Origin of the sequence: Bradyrhizobium sp. NBAIM01 (genome assembly GCF_020194115.1) — a bacterium.
GTDB classification, from domain to species: domain Bacteria; phylum Pseudomonadota; class Alphaproteobacteria; order Rhizobiales; family Xanthobacteraceae; genus Bradyrhizobium; species Bradyrhizobium yuanmingense.
Map to the genome: position 1 here is coordinate 448,973 of NZ_JADYVU010000003.1, position 15,385 is coordinate 464,357.

Here is a 15,385-nt window from a genome sequence, read left to right on the forward strand (position 1 = left end):
ATCGATCGGTGGCGGAAGACAACGATCCCGAAAGTCAAACAGAAGACCCGACGCAAAAGCGCCTCGACGATGCGCTCGAACGCGGCGACGTCGCCAAGAGCCAGGAGATCAACACCTGGTTCATGATGGCGGGCGGCACGCTCGTCGTCTCCACCTTCTCGGGCTCGGTCGGCAGCGGGCTGCTGACGCCGATGCGCAACCTGCTTGCCAATTCCTGGATGATCAAGACCGACGGCAAGGCCCTGCTGGCGCTGATGCAGCAGATCGAGCTCGCCGTGCTTGCCGCGGTCGGCGTGCCCCTGTTGATGCTGGTGCTGGCGGCCATCGCCGGCAACATGCTGCAGCACCGGCTGGTCTGGTCGGCCGAGTCCCTCAAGCCCAAATTCAACAAGATTTCGCCCGGCGCCGGCTTCAAACGCATCTTCGGCAAGCAGGCGGCCGCCAATTTTCTCAAAGGCATCGGCAAGCTCGTCGCCTTGGCCGTGGTCATGACCATGATCCTGTGGCCGGAGCGGCACCGCATGGAGGCGATGGTCAGGCTCGATCCGGCCGCCATGCTCGGCGCCAGCACCAGCATGACCATCCAACTGCTCGGCGCGGTGGTCGCCGCGCTCGCGATCGTCGCCATCGCCGACTATTTCTTCCAGTACCGAAGTTGGTTCCAGCGGCAGAAGATGTCGCTCCAGGAGATCAAGGAAGAGTACAAGCAGTCCGAAGGCGACCCCCACATCAAAGGCAAGATCAGGCAACTCCGGCAGCAGCGCGCCAAGAAGCGCATGATGGCGGCGGTTCCCAAGGCCTCCGTGATCATCACCAACCCAACCCACTATTCGGTAGCGCTGTCCTACGAGCGCGGCATGACCGCGCCGATCTGCGTCGCCAAGGGCGTCGACAATCTCGCCTTCAAGATCCGGGAGATCGCGCGCGAGCACGACATCCCGATCGTGGAGAACGTGCCGCTGGCCCGCGCGCTCTACGCCACAGTGGACATCGACCAGGAGATCCCGACCGAGCACTACCATGCCGTCGCCGAAGTCATCGGCTACGTCATGCGCCTGAAGCGCGGATTCAGCGCCGGGCGGGGATAAGATGCCCGAAAAGAACCGGAAATGGCCGTAATCTGGGAATCAGCGTACCTTTTGCCGCTGCTGCCCTTGCACCTCAGGGTCCGATTCAGGCAGGGAGGACCCCACGCGCCCGGTGGCGCGTTGATTCTCTGCCGACAGGCTGCGCCAGCTCGAGAATGACCGCCGAGACCGACCACGACCTCACACGCGAGCCCGTTGCGGCGCACGAGCCGTCGCCGCGCTCGGGCAGCATTGCGCTGGTGCTGCTGGTGGCCGCCGGCCTCGTCGCCGTGGCCGTCGGGCTGATGACGCTCGGGCGCGCGCAGGCGCAGCCCTATATCCTCGGTATCCTCGCCGTGCTGGCGATGGTCGGCCTGTTCAACCTGTTCGCCTTCGCCGCCGGCATCATCCGCTTCGCCGACCGCAATCTCGACGATCCCGTCATCGGCCGCATCTCCGATCACGCCTTCGACGGGCTCGCGGTCACCGACGCGCGCGGACACGTGGTCTACTCCAATGCTGCCTATCTGACGCTGACCGGCGCCACCGGCCCGCAGGACGTGCGCCCCGTCGAGCGCGTCTTCATCGGCAATCCCGACGTCTCGGAAGCCGTGTTCCGGCTGCTCAAGGCCGCCCGCGAGGGCAAGCGGCAGCAGGAAGAGGTGCGCATCTCCGGCCATGACGGCAATCAGGGCCGCTGGCTGCGCATGCGCGTGCGCCCGCTCGGCACCGGCAAGCGCGAGGCGAAATACGCGGTGTGGTCGATCGCTGACATCACGCGCGACCGCGAACGCCAGGAGGACGTGTTCCAGGAGCTCCAGCACGCGATCGAATATCTCGATCACGCCCCGTGCGGCTTCTTCTCGGTCAATCCGGCCGGCGAGCTCGCCTATGTCAACGCGACATTGGCGAACTGGCTCGACTACGACCTCGCCGAGATCGGCTCCGGCGGCCTGAAGCTTACCGATATCGTCTCCGGCGACGGCGCTTCGCTCTTGACCTCGATCGTGGCGGTGCCGGGCGAGGTGAAGACCGAGGTGTTCGACATCGACCTGCGCATGCGCACCGGCAAGACCATGCCGGTGCGGCTCTATCACAAGCTCGCCTTCGGCGCCGACGGCGCGCCGGGGCCCTCGCGCACGCTCGTGATCAGCCGCGCCCGCGACGAGCGCAGCGACCCTGATCGTGCCGCCGAAGTGCGCTTCATGCGCTTCTTCGACCACACGCCGATGGCGATCGCGACCGTCGATCGCGCCGGCAACGTGGTGCGCGCCAATGCGCGCTACGCCAAGCTCAGTCAGGCGCTGGGGCTCGACACCTCCTCCAAGTCGATCTTCCGCGCGGTCAATTCGCGCGACCGGCACCTCCTGATCGCGGCCATCAACCAGGCCGCCGAAGGCAAGGCCGATATCGCGCCGGTCGAGGTGGCGCTGGAAGGGGCCAAGGAACGCTGGGGCCAGTTCTTCGTGACGCCGGTCGATTCGGCCGAGACCGAGGCGGAAGCCGCCATCGTGCACATGCTCGAGACCACCGAGCGGCGCGCGCTGGAAAACCAGATCAACCAGTCGCAGAAGATGGAGACGGTCGGCCAGCTCGCCGGCGGCATCGCCCACGACTTCAACAACGTGCTGTCCGCCATCATGATGGCGAACGACTTCCTGCTGAACGCGCACAAGCCGACCGACCCGTCGTTCCAGGACATCATGCAGATCAAGCAGAACGCAACGCGCGCCGCCACCCTGGTGCGGCAGTTGCTGGCGTTCTCGCGGCGGCAGACGCTGCGGCCGCAGGTGCTCGATCTCGGCGACGCGCTGTCCGATCTCACCATGCTGCTGCGCCGGCTGATCGGCGAGAAGGTCAAGCTCGACCTCGTCCACGGCCGCGACCTCTGGCCGGTGAAGGTCGACGTCTCCCAGTTCGAGCAGGTGATCGTCAACCTCGCGGTGAACGCGCGCGACGCCATGCCTGACGGCGGCAAGCTGATCATCCGCACCGCCAACGTCACCAGCGACGATTCGGGCAAGCTCGCCTACAAGGGTATGCCCGCCGCGGATTATGTCCGCATCGAGGTCGCCGACACCGGCACCGGCATCCCCGCCGACATCCGCGACAAGATCTTCGAGCCGTTCTTCTCGACGAAAGAGGTCGGCAAGGGCACGGGCCTCGGGCTCTCCACCGTCTACGGCATCGTCAAGCAGACCGGCGGCTTCATCTACGTCGATTCCGAGCCGGGGCAGGGCACCTCGTTCCACATCTTCCTGCCGCGCCACATCGCCGAACCGGAGGTGCAGGTCGAGCAGCCCGCAGCCGCAATCGGCGCGACCAGCGGAGCCGCGAAGGAAGCCGCGCCCGCTGCGGCGGCAGAGGCGAAGCCGCGTACCGACCTCACCGGGCAGGGCACCATCCTGCTGGTCGAGGACGAGGAGGGCCTGCGCGCGCTCAATGCCCGCGGCCTGCGCTCGCGCGGCTACACCGTGGTCGAGGCCGAGAACGGCGTCGAGGCCATGGAGGTGCTGGACGAGCAAAGTGGCGCGATCGATCTCGTCGTCTCCGACGTCGTCATGCCGGAGATGGACGGCCCGTCGCTGTTGAAGGCCATGCGCGAGAAGAACCCCGACATCAAGTTCATCTTCGTCTCCGGCTATGCCGAGGATGCCTTCGAGAAGAGCCTGCCCGAAGGCCAGCAGTTCGACTTCCTGCCAAAGCCCTTCACGCTCAGCCAGCTGGTCGCGGCGGTGAAGGAGACGATGACGAAGCAGGGGTGAGACCTGCCGCTCTCCTCGCAATGACGGCTGGTGGGCCAGCTCGGCTCGCGGACCCGGGGAAAAGCGGAAATCGGGTCGTAAACCCGGCGGTAAGCATCCTCCAATGGTTCCCGTAAAACCCCTGTCATATATGGGCTTTTGCCACATCCCCGCGACTGAGGGCCGCAGCCGCAAGTTCCGAAACCGGCTTCACTTTTCGGGAAGTCTGACCATCTTAGGGGCACGTCCCCATGCCGGGGATTTGGGAAACGCACATGACTTTCTCGCTTCGCTCCCGGAAATTCTTCAACACGATCGCCGTCGTGCTGGCGCTTGCGCTGCCGACCGCGCTGACGATCTCGTCGGCCGACGCCCGCGCGGGTGGCGGCATGTCGTCCGGTTCGCGCGGTACGCGCTCCTATTCGGCGCCGCCGTCGACCACGACCGCACCCGGCTCGGCCTCGCAGTTCAACCGCACCTACACCCAGCCGGGCGCAGGCATGAACTCGGCCGCGACCGCGCCGGCGCGCGGCGGCCTGTTTGGCCGCGCCGGCGGCTTCATGGGCGGCCTTGCGGCCGGCTTCCTCGGCGCCGGCCTGCTCGGCATGCTGTTCGGTGGCGGCCTGTTCGGCGGCCTCGGCGGCCTGTCCTCGATCATCGGCCTGATCATCCAGATCGCGCTGGTGGTGCTCGTGGTCCGGCTGGCAATGTCCTGGTGGCAGCGCCGTCACACTCCGCGGGCGGCTTACGCCAATGCTGAGGCCGGCGCAGCGCCCGGACCGCAGACGAACTATCGCAGCGGCCTCGGTGGCGGCCTTGGTAGCGGACTCGGCGGCTTCGGCTTCGGCGCCAACAACGCGCCGCTCGAGATCAAGCCGGACGACTATGAGGCGTTCGAGCGCCTGCTCGGCGACGTCCAGGCCGCCTGGTCGAACGAGGACGTGGCCAAGCTGCACACGCTCGCGACGCCGGAAATGGTCTCCTATTTCGAGCAGGACCTCGCCCAGAACCGCGCCCGCAACGTGGTCAACAAGGTCGCGGACGTGAAGCTGTTGCAGGGCGACCTCGCGGAAGCCTGGCGCGAAGGCGAGACCGACTATGCCACGGTGGCGCTGCGCTTCGCGCTCACCGACAAGACGGTGGATCGCAACACCGGCGCAATCGTCGCCGGCAGCGAGCAGCCGGGCGAGGCGACCGAGATCTGGACCTTCGCCCGCCGGCCGGGCACAGGCTGGGAATTGTCAGCGATTCAGCAGACCAACTGATCGCGGACGAGATGAGGAACCAGGGCGTCGTGCTTCGGCACGGCGCCCTTTTCTTTTGGGCCTCTCGCAGCACGGCATCGGAATAAGCGGGGGCGCCTCGGGTTGAAGTCAGGCGGCGAACAAAAAAAACGTTGGGAGGACAGGATGATCCGTATCGAGAAATCCATGACGATTTCCGGTGTTGCGCTGGCTATTGTCTTGCTTGCTGCCCCATCGGCGCAAGCGCAGTCGGCCGACATGACCTTCTTCGTGACGTCGAACGGGCCCGGCAAGGGCGCCGATCTCGGCGGTCTCGAAGGAGCCGACGCGCAATGCCAGAAGCTTGCACAAGCGGCCGGCGCCGGCACAAAGACTTGGCGCGCCTATCTGTCGACGCAGGCCGCCGACGGCAAGCCGGCCGTCAACGCCAAGGATCGCATCGGCAAGGGGCCGTGGCAGAACGCCAAGGGCACGGTGATCGCCAAGGACGTCGCCGAGCTGCACGGCGCGACGAACAATCTCACCAAGCAGACCGCGCTCAGCGAAAAGGGTGAGGTCATCAATGGTGCCGGCGACCAGCCGAACCGGCACGACATCCTCACGGGATCGCAACCGGACGGCACCGCGTTCGCCGGGCCGGACGATCGCACCTGCAAGAACTGGACGTCGAGCACGCAAGGCGCCGCGATGGTCGGCCATTTCGATCGCCGGGGTCTGCGCGACGACGAACCCTCGAAATCCTGGAATAGCTCTCACCCCTCGCGCGGTCCCGACGGCGGCTGCTCGCAGGCCGATTTGAAGACCACCGGCGGCGACGGGCTGCTGTACTGCTTCGCGGCGAATTGAGGCGCTGAGTTCTCTCCACCGTCGCGGAGCTCTCTCCATTCGTCATTGCGAGGAGCTCTTGCGACGAAGCAATCCAGAGTGTCTCCGCGGAGGCATTTCAGGATTGCTTCCGCCTTCGCCAAGGCTTCGGCGGACAAGTCGCTTGCGCTCGCAATGACGGCGTATGTTGAACCGCCGTTCCGCCTCACGCTGACGGAACCTTCAGCCACGTGCTACATTGGTCCGATCGCCTCCACGCTCACGGACCTCCCCCATGACATACGAGCTCTACTACTGGCCCGAGATCCAGGGCCGCGGCGAATATGTGCGGCTGGCGCTGGAGGAGGCGGGCGCCGCTTACGTCGACGTCGCGCGCGGTCCGCGCGGATCGGCCGCGATGATGAAGATGATGGATGCGCAGAAGGGCACGCCGCCCTTTGCGCCGCCGTTCCTGAAAGCGGGCAAGCTCGTCATCGGCCAGACCGCCAACATCCTGCTCTATCTCGGCTCCCGCCATGGGCTTGCGCCGAAGACGGAAGCCGGCAGGCTCTGGGTGCACCAGCTTCAGCTCACGATCACCGACTTCGTCGTCGAGATCCACGACACCCATCATCCGCTCGGGCCCTCGCTCTATTATGAGGATCAGAAGGCGCCGGCGAAGAAGCGCACGGCCGACTTCTGGGACGAGCGCGTGCCGAAATATCTCGGCTATTTCGAGCGGCTCCTCGCCGGGAGCGGCGGCATTTACGTGACGGGCCGGCGCCTGACCTATGTCGACCTCTCGCTGTTCCAGCTCGTCGATGGGCTGCGTTATGCTTTCCCCAAGCGCATGAAGGCGTTCGAGAAGGATGTCCCGAGCCTCGTCGGCCTGCACGACCGCATCGCCGCACGGCCCAACATCCAGGCCTATCTCGCAAGCGAGCGCCGCATTCCCTTCAACGAGCAGGGCATCTTCCGCCGCTATCGCGAGCTGGACCGATAGCGGCTTCGTGCAGTTGGCGCGTTCACCAGACGCCGGGGATGAGGCGATGGCGCACCCGCGCCGTGTAATCGGTGTAACCGGGCAGACCCTCGCGCAGCGTGCGCTCCTCGATCGGGATGCGGACCGCGAGCAAGGCGAGGAGGAACGGCATCATCGCAAGTCCCCACCACGATCCCAGCAGCAACGGCACGCCGGTGAAGAACAGGATCATGCCGCTGTACATGGGATGGCGGACATAGGCATAGGGTCCGGTCGAGATCACGTGCTGCGCGCGCTCGGCTTGCAGCTTCACCACGGGCGCGGCGAACGAGTTCTCGCGGAACACCCACATGGTGAACAGTGTCGAGCCCAGGAACAGCCCGAGTCCGAGCACCTGCAACGCCGTCGACATGTCAGAGGATCGAACACGCCGGTCGAGCCCCATCAGGACAAGCCAGGCCAGGATGGCGACGATGAACAGCGCCATGAACATCTTGTCGGCGGCGGGCTGATCCTTTTGCAGCACCGGCCGCAGGCGTTCGGCGAGCAGCGCCGGATCGGTCCGGTAGAGCCACCAGCCGCAGAGTGGGCCGAGCAGGGCGGAGGTTGCGAGGAAGGCCCAGGCCGACGGCCAATGCAGCGTCCCCGCGCACGCGAACAGCAGCGCGCCCATGCCGACGACGAACACCGTGTTCCGCAATAGCAGCCGTGCGAACATGCGCAGGTCCCGAGTGAACGGCGCATGATCCTCGTGCAGCTATCCGGCAAAGATGCGGCCGGACACGCCAAAAGCCCGATCGACCGGATCGGGCGCTTCGGTCTCGGGACGCCTGATCAGGCGAGCTGATCGATCCGCGTGCCCTGACCCGGCGGCAGCGGCGCCGGCGGCTGCGGCTTGAAGGTCGGATTCTCGTCCTTGACCTTTGTCTGATCGTCCTGCGGCTTGGTCGTGTCGTAGTTCGGAACCACGATCGCGATCGGCGGGGGCGCAACGGTAGAAACCTTCATCCGCAAATCCTCACACATGGAAACAATCAAGCCTGCCCTGCGAGGAGCGAAATTTCCTTCAAGCCAATCGTTAAAATGTGAGGGAATTGGCGCGGTGAAGGCTGTGCACGCGTGGCATCCGCAAACCGAGACGACGAGGCCTCTCCCCGTCATTGCGAGGAGCCCTTGCGACGAAGCAATCCAGACTGCTTCCGCGGATACAGACTGGATTGCTTCGCTGCGCTCGCAATGACGGAGTATGCGGCGGACGCCATCGCGCGATACGCACCCCGCAAGGGTGCGGAAAGAGCTGGCGCGTGCCCTATTCGTCCTTGCCGCGCGTGATGGCGATGGACGCCTCTGTCTTGGTGCGGGTGCATTCCATGTTGAGCCGGCGGTAGCGCATGGTGACCTTGTCGCCGCGGAGTAGACCCATCCGCTTCAGGCAGCGCGTCGCGCCCGTCGTGGTGTCGTCCTTGGTCACGGTGAAGACGATCGCCGCCATCGAGCCGACCAGCGCGTAGAATTCCGGCTTCGGCTTGCGATCGCCCTTGGCGTAGAGCTCGATGGAATATTTGTCGCCGCGGCAACCCACGGACAGCTCCTTGGCCGCCGGGTGCGTCAGGTAAACGACATTGGCGGCGCGAAAATTCACCTTGAGGCGATCGACCTGGCTCGCCAGCTCCTTGGCGCTGTCGTCGCAGCGATCGGCGCGGGCAGGCGAAGCGAGAGCCACAAGGCCGGTGAAGGCGGCGGCGACCAGGATCGCGCCGCGGACGTTCAGTTTCAATGTCATGATGAAAAGCCCCTTAGGGCACGCATTCAAGCGTCGGCGGACGCGAATCGCAAGGGTGGGCAGAGGCATTTCCACGAGCTGTGCCAATGCCTTCCCGTGCCGAACCTACCCCTCCCATGCGCACCGCTCCCTTTCTTTTCTGGCTAGAATGCGCTTAGAACGCTTCTATGCTGAGAGGCCCGCCACGGCCCCAAAACCCCGAGATTTGCCCCATGAACGCTCCCACCGCCTTCCCCGACCAGTCCAAGCCCGTTCCGCCCTACAAGCACACCCCGCTGTTCCCGCTGGGCAAGGACGAGACGCCCTATAAGAAGATTTCGTCCGAGGGCGTCAGGGTCGAGAAGGTGCTCGGCAAGGACATGCTGGTGGTGTCGCGCGAGGCGCTGCGGGCGCTGTCGGAGGCGGCCTTTGGCGACATCAACCATTATCTGCGCCCCGGCCATCTGAAGCAGCTCCGCGCGATCCTGGAGGACGGCGAGGCGAGCCCGAACGACAAGTTTGTCGCGCTGGACTTCTTGAAGAACGCCAATATCGCGGCCGGCGGCGTGCTGCCGATGTGTCAGGACACCGGCACCGCGATCATCATGGGCAAGAAGGGCTGCAACGTCATCACCGACGGTGACGACGAGGCGGCGCTGTCCGAAGGCGCGCGTGACGCCTACCTGCGCCGCAATTTGCGCTACTCGCAGGTCGCGCCGCTCTCGATGTACGAGGAGAAGAACACCGCCAACAACATGCCGGCGCAGTGCGAGATCTACGCCGAGGGCGATGACGCCTACAAGTTCATGTTCATGGCCAAGGGCGGCGGCTCCGCCAACAAGAGCTTCCTGTTCCAGGCCACGCCCTCGGTGCTGACCAAGGACCGGCTGCTCGCGTTCCTGAAGGAAAAGATCCTCACCCTCGGCACCGCCGCGTGCCCGCCTTATCACCTCGCCATCGTGATCGGCGGTACCTCGGCCGAGCTGTGCATGAAGACGGTGAAGCTTGCCTCCGCCCGCTATCTCGATGCGTTGCCGACGCACGGCTCGCCCGACGGCAACGCCTTCCGCGACGTCGAGATGGAGAAGGAAATCCACAAGATGACGCAGTCACTCGGCGTCGGGGCGCAGTTCGGCGGCAAGTATTTCTGCCACGACGTGCGGGTGATCCGCATGCCGCGCCACGGCGCCTCGCTGCCGATCGGGCTTGGCGTGTCCTGCTCGGCCGACCGCCAGGTGCTCGGCAAGATCACCAGGGACGGCGTCTATCTCGAGGAGCTCGAGCACAATCCCGCGCAATACCTGCCGCAGGTCGAGCAGTCGCTCGGCGGTGAGGTCGTCAAGATCGACCTCAACCAGCCGATGAAGGACATTCTGGCGACCTTCTCGAAATATCCGATCAAGACTCGCGTCTCGATGACCGGCACCATGATCGTCGCGCGCGACAGCGCGCATGCCAAGCTGCGCGAGCGGCTGGAGAAGGGCGAGCCGCTGCCGGACTATTTCAAGAACCATCCGGTCTATTATGCCGGCCCCGCCAAGACGCCCGAGGGCTACGCCTCCGGCGCGTTCGGTCCGACCACCGCGGGCCGCATGGATTCCTTCGTCGACCAGTTCCAGGCCGCCGGCGGCTCGATGGTGATGGTCGCCAAGGGCAACCGCGCCCCTAGCGTGCGGGAGGCCTGCAAGAAATACGGCGGCTTCTATCTCGGCTCCATCGGCGGCGCCGCGGCGAACCTCGCCGAGCACTGCATCAAGAAGGTCGAGGTGCTCGAATATCCCGAGCTCGGCATGGAAGCGATCTGGCGCATCGAGGTCGTCGATTTTCCGGCGTTCATCATCATCGACGACAAGGGCAACGACTTCTTCAAGGAGTTGAATTTGGGCTAGTTGCTTCACCCGCACGCGCGCGGGGGAAGATGCTCGTGCCGTAACAATGATCGTCATGCCCGGGCTTGTCCCGCCTGCGCGGCCGAAGCCGCTTCGGCGAGGCGAAGGCCCGGGCATCCACGTTCTTAGTGCCGCAAAGAAGCCGTGGATGGCTGAACAACAAGCCCGGCCATGACGAAGCCAATGCTTCAGCGCCTCAACTGCAATTCGTGACCTGGTTGGAGCACAGCGCGCGCCACCAGCCGCGGACGCCGTCGTGGCTCTCGACCAGACCCCAGAGCCCACTGCAGGCGAAGATGCGCTTCGGGCCGCCGTCGGTGTCGAGCGGCCCGCCGAGCTCGCGCTGGGCCGGCATCCATTTGGCATCGATGAAGGGCGCCTGAAACAGCCCGCCCATGCGCGTGGCGCCATTGGCATAGTTCGCGCCGACCTTGTTCGAGGCGACCCAGCCGCGCCCGGCATAGGGCCTCGGCGCGCTGCGCGGATATCGCGTCTCGTCCTCATAGTCCTTGCCCGGCGGCCTCGCGCCTTCGATCAGGAACCAACCGTCCTTGAAGCCGATGATGCGGAATTCGGTGAGCCAGCCGCCCTCGGGCGTGTTCTCGGCGCCGCCGAGCCTCAGCCGGTAGGGCGGCGGCAAGGTGCCAAGCACGCGCGCCTTGATCGACGGCTCGGCGCGCACGTTGAGGCCGCTGGAATCGTTGTCGATGGACCAGGCGCCGAGATCGCAGGGCTCGGTGCCAGCAGGCAGCTTTGCGCGCTTGGCGGCGAGCTCGGCGTGCATCCCGGCGAAATCATTGTCGTCGTTATCAGGGGCCGGCCCGGTGCGCGGCTTCAGCTCGGCTGACGTCGCCCGCGTCGCGTCCGCAGTCAGCGTGACGACCAGAACCTGGCGCGCCGCAAAGACGCTCCCCGGTGTCTTCGGATCGTTCGATGTCGCGGGATAGACCGCGAGATAACCGGTCGACCCCTCGGTTCGATAAGCGGTGCCGGCAACATAGCCTGCCGGCACCAAGGCGAGCGCGCTCGCGCGCCACGCCGGTTCGCTGTCACCTGCGCGCGCGGCCTGTGCTACGGCAGACAGGACTGCCGCCGCGATGAGGAGGAGCGCACGCATCGGTGCAGCGCGCGGTTTACGCCCGCGCGCCCGTGAACGGGAAGCTGCCCATCGGGCCGATGCCCATCTCGCCACTGATGCTGTCGCCGGAGACCGTGCCGGTGAATTCGAGCGTGAGCGGCATCGGCTTGTCGATCGAGACCTTCCAGGAGACGTTGTCGCCGGAGACGGTGCCGTCGAAGATCTCGGTGGTATTGCCTTCCGCGCCCTGCGTGCCCGTGAGCGTGCCGCCAGCAGCCTTCAGGCTCAGCGTCGCCTGGCGCTCGCCCATCGGCGTCGTCATGGTCAGATTCCAGTTGCCGTCTACGGCCATTCCCGTCTCCCGAACAGATTGCTGCGGTCCGCGACGATCCGCGGCCGTCCCTGGCCGAGCCTATAGCCCAACTCGCAGCTCCTGCCTAACGCTCCGGTAGGGCATTTAGGCGCGGGCAGCGGCGCGTCGGCGGTTGGTTACGATCAGCCGCAGAACGAAGTACTGCACGGCAAAAGCCAGGATCTTGGCGCCGCCTGCGACCACCATAAGATAGAACGCCCAGAGCTTCAGATCGCCGGTGGCGGCGACTGCCATCATGCCGGCGCCGATCACGAACATCAGCGCCGCCCAGGCATAGCCCGCGATGGTGACATATTCCGGGACGGTCTCGACGATGACGGGCGGCATGTAGCGCAGCATCCAGCCGCGCTTGAGCATGATCGCGCCGATCGCGAAATGTGCGATCGAGGGTTTTGCCAGCATGAAGCGCGGATCATTGGTCAGCAGCGTGATACCGCCGAGCACGATGACCAGAGCGAGGCTCGCATAGGTCATGTAGTGGAGCGGCTGTCCCTTGAGGCGCGCATAGAGCACCTGCGCGAACGCGCCGGCAATCGCCACCGCCGTTGCGAGGATCACGTTGTCGGTGAGGAGATAGACGGCCAGGAAGATGATAACGGAGAGGAGGTCGGAGGCGAGGCGGGCGAATACGTCCTTCATCGTCATTCCTGTTTCGCGGTCGTGGGCAGGGCGCAGACTGCCGCACCCTACTTGATCCGGCGATGCCCGGCATATCACTTTGTGAAGACAACCGCATACGAGATAGCGCATGGCAGCCCCCGACCAGAATGCCAGGCCGGGACCAGCAGCGCGGGGATTCGGAACCGCAACAAGCAGAGCGCGATGCGCGAGACAGGGAGCCGCGCCGGACCGCCCGTCTCTTACAATGTCAAGACGACGTAAACGACCTCCAGAAAATGAAGTGCTGCAACGAGCTGGCTGGTCATCTCGTCGACCAACCCCGTCCAGGGCAGGCGCGACACCATCGGGAGTGCGGCCGCGAGTAGAAGGCCGGCAGCGAGCAGGACGCCGCCTTCGAAGAACGTGAGGCTTCGCCGGCGCAGCCGTATCGCCAAGCATGCAAGTACGGCGCCGGCCGGGGCGATGACAGCGGTGGAATACGCGGTGATCGAGAGCATGTGCATCGGGCTTTCTTTGACCACGCAATATCCACGTGGGTTCCGGGATTGCCACCTCCTCGCGCCCCCATTGACGAGGGGCTACGCCGCGCCGACCCAATTGCCGTGGAAGCCGTCGGGGACGCGGTGGCCGAGCTGCACCAAGGCCGCGGGGCCGGCCTCGATATCGGTGGCGTTGAACACGGCGAGATCGCTGCGGTTCTCCCGCGCACGCCAGACCACCGCGAGCAGCCAGCCGTCGCCTTCGGCGGCATCCCTGGATCGCTCGACGAAAACAGGCTCGGAGATGGTGTCGCCGGCCGGCAGCAGATATTGGCCGAGCCGCCTGCCGTTGCCGTCGACATGGACGATGCCCGACAGCGCGCCGAACATCGGCAGTTTCGGATTGGCGCAGGCGTACCAGCCGTGACGGCTCTTCAGCCCGGCGCGGCGATCGTCGATGCGCGGGAATTCTCCGGTGAGGTCGTCCAGGTAGGTCTGCTGGAAGCGGTCGGTATTGCCTGCGAGATCGAAGGTCCAGCGGCAATGGCGGGCGCGCGATTTCTCGGGATCGGTGGGCCGGCCGTCCGGATGCGGAAACAGCGGCGCTTCCTCGAACTGCATGACGTCGGCGACGATACGGCCCTCGTCCTCCCACGCATTCATGACATGGAAGACGTAGCAGGCTTCGGCACGAAACCAGACGATGTCCTTCGCCGTGCCGCTGCGCTTCATCACGCCGACATAGGCGCCCTTGTCCGGCTCCCAGGCATAGGGCGGCTTTCCGCTCATCGCGCGCTCCATGCTGCCCGTGATCGGCAGGATCGGAAACAGCACATGGTTCGCGGTGACGATGAAGTCGTGCACCATGCTGGCATAGGGCGCCTCAAACCGCTCGAACCGCGTCGCCTTGCCTGTTGCGTCGATCGATCCGTAGGAGAGGGCAGGCGTCAGCGGGCCCGCCGCGTTGTAGCCGAAGAACACCAGCTCGCCGGTGACGGGATCGATCTTGGGATGCGCGGTGAAGCTGCCGGCGACGCGGCCCTGGTAGTTGTGATAGCCGCGCGTCGCCAGCGTGCCCGGCTCGATCTCCGTCGGCAGATGCGCTTCTTCCAGCGCCAGCAGCTTGCCGGCGTGGAAGATGATGTTGGTGTTGGCGACGCCGCCGTCGGTCAGGCTCGCCGGCGCATCCGGCAGCTTGCGGCCGAAGCCGCCGAACAGCGCGCGGCCGGCGTCGTGCTCGGCGAGCCATTTCGGCGTGCGGACCCAGCGGTTGCGGTAGCTGGCGCGCCCGTTCTCGAGATGGAAGGCGTGCAGCATCCCATCGCCGACGAACCAGTGCGCGCCGGGCGAATCGAACTGCGGATTGGGGCCGTTGCGGTACAGCGTGCCGTTCAGCTCACGCGGCAATTCGCCGACGATCTTCAGGAAGGGCGCGTCGGCCTCGAATGGGATCGGCGCGATATTGTTGCTGCGCTCGGCCATGGCGTCGTGCTGCACGGCGAATCCTCCCTTATCTTTACATCGTAAAGATTGAGTAGACCCGATCGCAGCTTTCGTCAAGCGAAATCTTTACACTGTCAATATTGCGTCATATAGCTTGCAAATGGCCAAGACAGACACCAAGGGCGACGCGGCGCGCAGCCCGCGTGCCCTAAGAAAAACCACCTCGACCGCGGCATCGCGCGCCTCGCGGCGCGCGAGAAGCGCCAAGACCGAGACGCCGTATCATCACGGCGCGCTCCGCGAGGCGCTGCTCCAGGCCGCCGAACGGGTGCTGGAGCGCGACGGGCTCGCTGGCCTGACGTTGCGCGCGGTGGCGCGCGAGGCCGGCGTCTCGCATGCCGCTCCCACCCATCATTTCGGCGACCTGACGGGCCTGCTCAGCGAGCTCGCGGCCGTCGGCTTCCGCCAGTTCAACGCGGTCATGAACGCTTCGTGCGATGCCGCCACCACGCCGCTCGAAGCCGCGCTGGCGCGGCCGAAAGCCTACATCGCCTATGCGCAGGCCCATCCTGGCATGTACGGCATCATGTTCCGCACCGAGCGGCTGGATTATTCGAGGCCGTCGCTGCACGAGGCGGCCGAGGCATCTTTCGCCGGCCTTACCAATGCGATCGGCATGATGCGGCAGGAGCAGATCAGCGGCGACGCGCTGACGCTGAACCAGGGCGCCGCGATCGCGCGAGCCTGGTCGCTGGTTCACGGCTTCACCATGCTGCTGCTCGACGGACGGCTGAAGGACATTCTCGCGCGGCTGCCGGAGGGGACGACGGCGGAGCGGCTGCTCGAGACGATGCTGACCGCTCCAGTGACCGGTAAGCTGCCCGGCTCCTGATCACCAG

The 15,385-nt window shown here is 65.7% G+C and carries 15 protein-coding genes; 7 read left to right on the plus strand and 8 right to left on the minus strand.

Features of this window, described 5'->3' with window-relative positions:
* The first annotated feature begins 8 nt into the window (after positions 1–8).
* The 5 genes from flhB (at position 9) to I6F31_RS12885 (ending at position 6,862) form a co-directional block, all read left to right on the plus strand.
* A complete protein-coding gene (gene flhB, locus I6F31_RS12865; protein ID WP_036013070.1) occupies positions 9–1,088 on the plus strand; it encodes a flagellar biosynthesis protein FlhB in 1,080 nt (359 codons plus the stop codon).
* 155 nt (positions 1,089–1,243) lie between these two features.
* Positions 1,244–3,832 (plus strand): PAS domain-containing protein, encoded by a 2,589-nt coding sequence (locus tag I6F31_RS12870; RefSeq protein ID WP_036013067.1) that lies wholly within the window; start codon positions 1,244–1,246, stop codon positions 3,830–3,832.
* A gap of 230 nt (positions 3,833–4,062) precedes the next feature.
* Positions 4,063–5,076, plus strand: coding sequence for a TIM44-like domain-containing protein (locus I6F31_RS12875; protein WP_036013065.1), 1,014 nt, complete (start codon positions 4,063–4,065; stop codon positions 5,074–5,076).
* A gap of 144 nt (positions 5,077–5,220) precedes the next feature.
* The gene (locus I6F31_RS12880) at positions 5,221–5,901 is read left to right on the plus strand and encodes a lectin (RefSeq protein WP_036013064.1); all 681 of its coding nucleotides are present in this window, start codon (positions 5,221–5,223) and stop codon (positions 5,899–5,901) included.
* A gap of 253 nt (positions 5,902–6,154) precedes the next feature.
* A complete protein-coding gene (locus tag I6F31_RS12885) occupies positions 6,155–6,862 on the plus strand; it encodes a glutathione S-transferase (protein ID WP_036013061.1) in 708 nt (235 codons plus the stop codon).
* Between the two features lie 22 nt (positions 6,863–6,884).
* Here the strand turns inward: I6F31_RS12885 and I6F31_RS12890 are convergent, their stop codons facing one another.
* The 3 genes from I6F31_RS12890 to I6F31_RS12900 all read right to left on the minus strand — a co-directional run bounded on the left by I6F31_RS12890 (position 6,885) and on the right by I6F31_RS12900 (position 8,624).
* On the minus strand, positions 6,885–7,559 hold the full coding sequence (locus I6F31_RS12890; protein WP_036013059.1) for an isoprenylcysteine carboxylmethyltransferase family protein: 675 nt from the start codon (positions 7,557–7,559) through the stop codon (positions 6,885–6,887).
* Between the two features lie 116 nt (positions 7,560–7,675).
* Entirely contained in the window at positions 7,676–7,849 is a 174-nt protein-coding gene (locus I6F31_RS12895; RefSeq protein ID WP_167361693.1) for a hypothetical protein, read from the minus strand.
* Positions 7,850–8,150: 301 nt separating this feature from the next.
* Complete coding sequence (locus tag I6F31_RS12900; RefSeq protein ID WP_036013057.1) at positions 8,151–8,624, minus strand: hypothetical protein; 474 nt, start codon at positions 8,622–8,624, stop codon at positions 8,151–8,153.
* A 212-nt stretch (positions 8,625–8,836) separates the two neighbouring features.
* Here I6F31_RS12900 and I6F31_RS12905 point away from each other — a divergent pair, with 212 nt between their 5' ends.
* Complete coding sequence (locus I6F31_RS12905) at positions 8,837–10,492, plus strand: fumarate hydratase (protein ID WP_225139741.1); 1,656 nt, start codon at positions 8,837–8,839, stop codon at positions 10,490–10,492.
* Positions 10,493–10,688: 196 nt separating this feature from the next.
* On the opposite strand, the gene I6F31_RS12910 is transcribed toward I6F31_RS12905, so the two are convergent.
* The 5 genes from I6F31_RS12910 to I6F31_RS12930 form a co-directional block, all read right to left on the minus strand.
* A complete protein-coding gene (locus I6F31_RS12910; RefSeq protein ID WP_036013051.1) occupies positions 10,689–11,609 on the minus strand; it encodes an SH3 domain-containing protein in 921 nt (306 codons plus the stop codon).
* 16 nt (positions 11,610–11,625) lie between these two features.
* Positions 11,626–11,922, minus strand: coding sequence for a hypothetical protein (locus I6F31_RS12915; RefSeq protein WP_036013050.1), 297 nt, complete (start codon positions 11,920–11,922; stop codon positions 11,626–11,628).
* 105 nt (positions 11,923–12,027) lie between these two features.
* Complete coding sequence (locus I6F31_RS12920) at positions 12,028–12,582, minus strand: septation protein IspZ (protein WP_036013049.1); 555 nt, start codon at positions 12,580–12,582, stop codon at positions 12,028–12,030.
* 221 nt (positions 12,583–12,803) lie between these two features.
* The gene (locus I6F31_RS12925) at positions 12,804–13,067 is read right to left on the minus strand and encodes a hypothetical protein (protein WP_036043814.1); all 264 of its coding nucleotides are present in this window, start codon (positions 13,065–13,067) and stop codon (positions 12,804–12,806) included.
* A 75-nt stretch (positions 13,068–13,142) separates the two neighbouring features.
* The gene (locus I6F31_RS12930; RefSeq protein WP_225185492.1) at positions 13,143–14,540 is read right to left on the minus strand and encodes a carotenoid oxygenase family protein; all 1,398 of its coding nucleotides are present in this window, start codon (positions 14,538–14,540) and stop codon (positions 13,143–13,145) included.
* A gap of 106 nt (positions 14,541–14,646) precedes the next feature.
* Between I6F31_RS12930 and I6F31_RS12935 the strand changes: the two genes are divergently transcribed.
* Positions 14,647–15,378 (plus strand): TetR/AcrR family transcriptional regulator, encoded by a 732-nt coding sequence (locus tag I6F31_RS12935; protein ID WP_225185493.1) that lies wholly within the window; start codon positions 14,647–14,649, stop codon positions 15,376–15,378.
* Positions 15,379–15,385 lie beyond the last annotated feature (7 nt).

Bases quoted from the DNA above. Each gene is read 5' to 3' on its own strand.
- I6F31_RS12885 (WP_036013061.1), top strand. From the start codon at position 6,155: ATGACATACGAGCTCTACTACTGGCCCGAGATCCAGGGCCGCGGCGAA.
- I6F31_RS12910 (WP_036013051.1), bottom strand. From the start codon at position 11,609: ATGCGTGCGCTCCTCCTCATCGCGGCGGCAGTCCTGTCTGCCGTAGCA.
- I6F31_RS12925 (WP_036043814.1), bottom strand. From the start codon at position 13,067: ATGCACATGCTCTCGATCACCGCGTATTCCACCGCTGTCATCGCCCCG.
- I6F31_RS12895 (WP_167361693.1), bottom strand. From the start codon at position 7,849: ATGAAGGTTTCTACCGTTGCGCCCCCGCCGATCGCGATCGTGGTTCCG.
- I6F31_RS12880 (WP_036013064.1), top strand. From the start codon at position 5,221: ATGATCCGTATCGAGAAATCCATGACGATTTCCGGTGTTGCGCTGGCT.
- I6F31_RS12905 (WP_225139741.1), top strand. From the start codon at position 8,837: ATGAACGCTCCCACCGCCTTCCCCGACCAGTCCAAGCCCGTTCCGCCC.
- I6F31_RS12900 (WP_036013057.1), bottom strand. From the start codon at position 8,624: ATGACATTGAAACTGAACGTCCGCGGCGCGATCCTGGTCGCCGCCGCC.
- I6F31_RS12915 (WP_036013050.1), bottom strand. From the start codon at position 11,922: ATGGCCGTAGACGGCAACTGGAATCTGACCATGACGACGCCGATGGGC.
- I6F31_RS12935 (WP_225185493.1), top strand. From the start codon at position 14,647: ATGGCCAAGACAGACACCAAGGGCGACGCGGCGCGCAGCCCGCGTGCC.
- I6F31_RS12890 (WP_036013059.1), bottom strand. From the start codon at position 7,559: ATGTTCGCACGGCTGCTATTGCGGAACACGGTGTTCGTCGTCGGCATG.
- I6F31_RS12870 (WP_036013067.1), top strand. From the start codon at position 1,244: ATGACCGCCGAGACCGACCACGACCTCACACGCGAGCCCGTTGCGGCG.
- I6F31_RS12920 (WP_036013049.1), bottom strand. From the start codon at position 12,582: ATGAAGGACGTATTCGCCCGCCTCGCCTCCGACCTCCTCTCCGTTATC.
- I6F31_RS12875 (WP_036013065.1), top strand. From the start codon at position 4,063: ATGCCGGGGATTTGGGAAACGCACATGACTTTCTCGCTTCGCTCCCGG.